This window comes from Methylopila musalis (assembly GCF_042679725.1).
Classification (GTDB): domain Bacteria; phylum Pseudomonadota; class Alphaproteobacteria; order Rhizobiales; family Methylopilaceae; genus Methylopila; species Methylopila musalis.
On record NZ_JBHTMX010000234.1, the window covers coordinates 1 to 4,106 of the forward strand.

General features: G+C 69.4%; 7 protein-coding genes. 3 read left to right on the forward strand and 4 right to left on the reverse strand.

All coding sequences use genetic code 11. From position 1 onward, the window contains the following. Both ACFQ4O_RS15790 and lysM read left to right on the forward strand, forming a co-directional pair. The coding region (locus tag ACFQ4O_RS15790; protein ID WP_378777033.1) for an outer membrane protein at window positions 1-415 on the forward strand (415 nt) is incomplete at its 5' end. Window positions 416-509: 94 nt separating this feature from the next. After that, window positions 510-944, forward strand: a complete 435-nt coding sequence (gene lysM, locus ACFQ4O_RS15795; protein WP_378777035.1) for a peptidoglycan-binding protein LysM — start codon at window positions 510-512, stop codon at window positions 942-944. A gap of 54 nt (window positions 945-998) precedes the next feature. Here the strand turns inward: lysM and ACFQ4O_RS15800 are convergent, their stop codons facing one another. The 4 genes from ACFQ4O_RS15800 to ACFQ4O_RS15815 form a co-directional block, all read right to left on the reverse strand. Continuing rightward, window positions 999-1,601, reverse strand: a complete 603-nt coding sequence (locus ACFQ4O_RS15800; RefSeq protein WP_378777037.1) for a glutathione S-transferase family protein — start codon at window positions 1,599-1,601, stop codon at window positions 999-1,001. Between the two features lie 136 nt (window positions 1,602-1,737). Next, a complete protein-coding gene (locus ACFQ4O_RS15805; RefSeq protein WP_378777039.1) occupies window positions 1,738-1,950 on the reverse strand; it encodes a cold-shock protein in 213 nt (70 codons plus the stop codon). A 198-nt stretch (window positions 1,951-2,148) separates the two neighbouring features. Further along, on the reverse strand, window positions 2,149-3,009 hold the full coding sequence (locus ACFQ4O_RS15810; protein WP_378777041.1) for a 23S rRNA (adenine(2030)-N(6))-methyltransferase RlmJ: 861 nt from the start codon (window positions 3,007-3,009) through the stop codon (window positions 2,149-2,151). A gap of 109 nt (window positions 3,010-3,118) precedes the next feature. After that, on the reverse strand, window positions 3,119-3,715 hold the full coding sequence (locus ACFQ4O_RS15815; protein ID WP_378777043.1) for a superoxide dismutase: 597 nt from the start codon (window positions 3,713-3,715) through the stop codon (window positions 3,119-3,121). Between the two features lie 199 nt (window positions 3,716-3,914). Here ACFQ4O_RS15815 and ACFQ4O_RS15820 point away from each other — a divergent pair. Then, on the forward strand, window positions 3,915-4,106 hold a 192-nt coding region (locus ACFQ4O_RS15820; protein ID WP_378777045.1), incomplete at its 3' end, for a hypothetical protein.

Below are 4,106 nucleotides of genomic sequence, written 5' to 3' on the forward strand. Positions count from 1 at the left end.
CGGCGGCCTCGCGGCGGGCTATGGCTGGCGCTCCAGCCCCTGGGCCTTCGGCGTGGAAGGCGACGTCACGATCGGCGGCTTCGACGGCCGCGCGCAGGGCGGCCGTTTCGAGACCGGGGCGCTCGGCGGCGTGCGGGCGCGCGTGGGCTACGCCTTCGACCGTTTCGTCGTCTATGGCGCGGCCGGCGCCGCCTTCGCTTCGGTGGAGTATGTCCGCGGCGGCGCGCGGGACAGCGCGGTCCATTTCGGCTGGAGCCTCGGCGTCGGCGCGGAGGCCGACCTCGGCGGAGGCGTCTCCGCGCGCGCGGACTACATCTACGTGGATCTCGACCGCCGCAGCTACCGCTCCGACCGGGAGCTGACGCTGGCGCCCGAAGGCGGTCTGGCGCGGATCGGGCTCAATTACCGCTTCTGACGTGGAAAATTAACCACATCATATGGCTGTTATACACGGCGCGGCTTATGGTTCGCGCCCGCACGATGGATGCGGGAGCGAACGGGAGGTCGGCATGGGCGTTTTCGATTTCATCAGGGACGTGGGCGAGAAGCTGTTCGGCGCGAGCGAGGCGCAGGCCGCCCCCGCCGACAAGATCAAGGACGAGCTCGCGAAACACGGCCTCGACGCCGGCGACGTGACGGTCGAGGTCGACGGCGACACCGTGAAGATCAGCGGCGCGGCTCCCTCGAACGAGGTGCGCGAAAAAATCATCCTAGCCGCCGGCAACACGCTCGGCGTGTCGAAGGTGGAGGAGAGCATCACGGTCGCGAACGCCGAACCGGAGGCGACGTTCTACACCGTCAAGAAGGGCGACACGCTGTCAAAGATCGCCCAGGAGCAGTACGGCCAGGCGAACCGCTACCCGGACATCTTCGAGGCCAACAAGCCGCTGCTGTCCCACCCGGACAAGATCTATCCCGGCCAGGTCCTGCGCATCCCGGCCTGACGCCGGCTGACGCGCGGCGGGGCGCTCACCCGCGCCGCCGCGCGTCTTGCGCCGTCAGGACAGCGCGCGGGTGGCGTCGTAGGAGGGGGTCTGGGCCCGGAAGGCGTCGAGCCATTCCACCAGTCTGGGGTGGGTCTCGCGCCAGCGGCCCTCGAACCGCAGGTCGAGATAGCCGAGCGCGCAGGCGACCGCGATGGTCCCCACGTCGATGCGCGCGGACGGGGGCGCGTCCTCCAGCGCCTTCAGCGCCCGCTCCACCTTGCCCGCCTGATTGGCGAGCCAGCCCGCGTCGCGCTTGTCCTCCGCCCGGAGGCGCACCTCGTAGATCTGCAGCAGGGCGGCGTCCATCAGGCCGTCGGCCAGCGCCTGCAGCCGCAGCACGGCGAAGCGCTCCGCCGGATCGGCGGGGATGATGCGGCCGCCGCCGGCGAGGTGGTCAAGATATTCGAGGATCACGCGGCTGTCGAACAGGGTCGCGCCGCTGTCGAACTCCAGCGTCGGAATCTTGCCGAGGGGGTTCAGCGCGCGGATGGCGTCGTCGGGACTGGTGGTGTCGGTCTTCACCACCTCGATGCGGTCCGACAACCCGAGAACGGCGGCGGCGATCTTCACCTTGCGTCCGAAGGGCGACGGCGGCGACGAGCGGAGTGTCAGCATGAGCATCAGGTCCCGTGGGTATGAAAACGCCGCGGGCCGCCCTCTCGGGACGAACCGCGGCGTGACGTTCGCGCCGCCCGCGTCAGCGTGCGGATGCCGCACCGCGGGACGACGATCGCCCGCGCGTCTGCGGGGCTCAGTTGACGACGAGATTGACCGCCTTGGGGCCTTTGCCTTTCCGGTCCGGCTCCACGTCGAACGAGACGTGCTGCCCCTCGGTGAGGCTCGAAAGCCCCGAGCGGGTCACCGCGGACACATGGACGAAGATATCGCTGCCGCCGTCATCCGGCTTGATGAAGCCGTAGCCCTTCTCAGCGTTGAAGAACTTGACCGTCCCACTTTGCGCCATGCGGGCGCCCCCCTGCCTGCCGTTGCCATCCGCGCTTCCCCCAAGCGAAGCGCACATCACGCGGCAGACAAGCGGCGGGGCGCGGACGCGCCGTAACTCCCCCCGCCACGGCCAGCCCCGCGCGCTGCCCTGATTTGGTAAAGGCTCCGGACGGCGGATGGCAAGGCGAAAAGAACGCCAGATCGCCCCGGAAACGTCTCAATTCTGCGGCGCCGCAACAAGCTCCACCACGGCGCGCGCGCCGGGCCCCTGCTTCAACGCCGACGCGAGCTCCGGAAGGCCCGCGGCGAGCTCGTCCGCCAGCGTCCAGGGCGGGTTGGCGATGATGAGCCCCGAGCCCGCCAGCGCCCTCGGATCGTCAGGCTTACGCACCAGCAGCTCGACGCGCAGCAGCTTGTCGATCCCGGCGGCGGCGAGCGGCCTGAGCAGCGCCGTCGCGGTCTCGCGCGCATCCTTGATCGGGTACCACAGCAGGTAGACGCCGGTCGGCCAGACCTTGCGCGCGGCGAGGAAACGCTCGGCCATGCGCCCCAGTTCGCCTGGCTGCTCGAACGGCGGATCGATCAGCACCAGCCCGCGCCGCTCCCGCGGCGGCAGCCAGGCGTTGAGCGCGGTCCAGCCGTCGATCTCCACCACCTTCACCCGCGCGTCCCGCCCCATGGCGCGGGCGAGGCTCTCCCGGTCGGCGGGGTGCAGCTCGCAGAGCCGCAGCCGGTCGTCGTCGCGGGCGAGCCGGCGCACGATCTCCGGCGATCCGGGATAGCGCGCCAGCGCCTCGCCGGGCGCCGAAAACTCCGCCACCACGGAGCGCCACGGCGCCAGCAGCCGCTCGGTCGCCTCGCCGAAGCGGCGGCCGGACAGCCGGCCGACGCCGTTGCGCCATTCGCCGGTGCGCCGGGCCTCGTCGCCGTCTAGATCGTAGACGCCCACGCCCGCATGGGTGTCGAGATAGCCCCAGGGCGCGGGCTTGGCGTTGAGGTAGTCCACGACGCGCGCCAGCACGACATGCTTGAGCACGTCGGCGAAGTTTCCGGCGTGAAAGGCGTGGCGGTAGTTCACGGGACGGGGCTCGCTTCAAAAAAGACGCGCGGCGCGGCGGAGGGCCCGCCGCGCCGCGCGCGGAATGTCCGACGATCGCGCGCCCGAGGGCGCGCTCAGGACCTCGGCGTCACTTCGCTTCCGCGTAGAGCTTCTCGACGTATTCCCAGTTGATGAGATTGTCGACGAAGGCCTTCAGATAGTCGGGGCGGCGGTTGCGGTAGTCGATGTAGTAGGAGTGCTCCCACACGTCGACGCCGAGCAGCGGGGTCGCGCCGTGGACCAGCGGGTTCTCGCCGTTCGGGGTCTTCTGGATTACGAACTTGCCGTCCTTGAGGGCGAGCCAGGCCCAGCCCGAGCCGAACTGGCTCTTGCCGGCCTCGATGAAGTCGGCCTTGAACTTCTCGACGCCGCCGAGGTCGGACTCGATCTTCTTCTCGATCTCGTCCGGAATGGCGCCGCCGCCGTTCGGCTTCAGCCAGTTCCAGAAGTGCAGGTGGTTGTAGTGCTGGGCGGCGTTGTTAAACAGCGGCGCGTTCTTGCCGAAGCTCTGCTTCACAACCTCCTCGAGCGACAGGCCTTCGAGGCCCGATCCCTCGAGCAGCTTGTTGCCGGTCTCCACATAGGCGTTGTGGTGCTTGTCGTGGTGGAACTCCAGCGTCTCCTTGGACATGTAGGGCTGGAGCGCGTCGTAGGCGTAAGGCAGTTCGGGCAGCTTGAACGACATGAAAAATCTCCAGAATTGCGTCCGGGTGATCGACGCCCGGGGCGCCGGCGTCCATGCGCTACATAGGCCGCGGTCCCCGGCGCGACAACGCCGAAGTGGAAGAGCAGCGTAACCGGTCCCATACTACCGCTTTACCGGGCGATAACCGTAATCCGCGCATGGTGCCCCCGGAATCAATTTGCCGGCGAGGATCGCGTCCATGCATTTCGTTCTTTTCGGCCTCGGCGCGGTGCTGCTGCTCTGGAGCGCCTTTCTGCTGCTGACCGGCGACATGGTCGCCACGGTCGACATCGCGGCGAGCCTCGCGGGCTCCGGCGCCATCGCCATCGGCCTCGGCGCCGTGGTGGAGGCGATCGCCCGCGCCGCCCGCGTGGTGGCCGCCGCCGCCGGG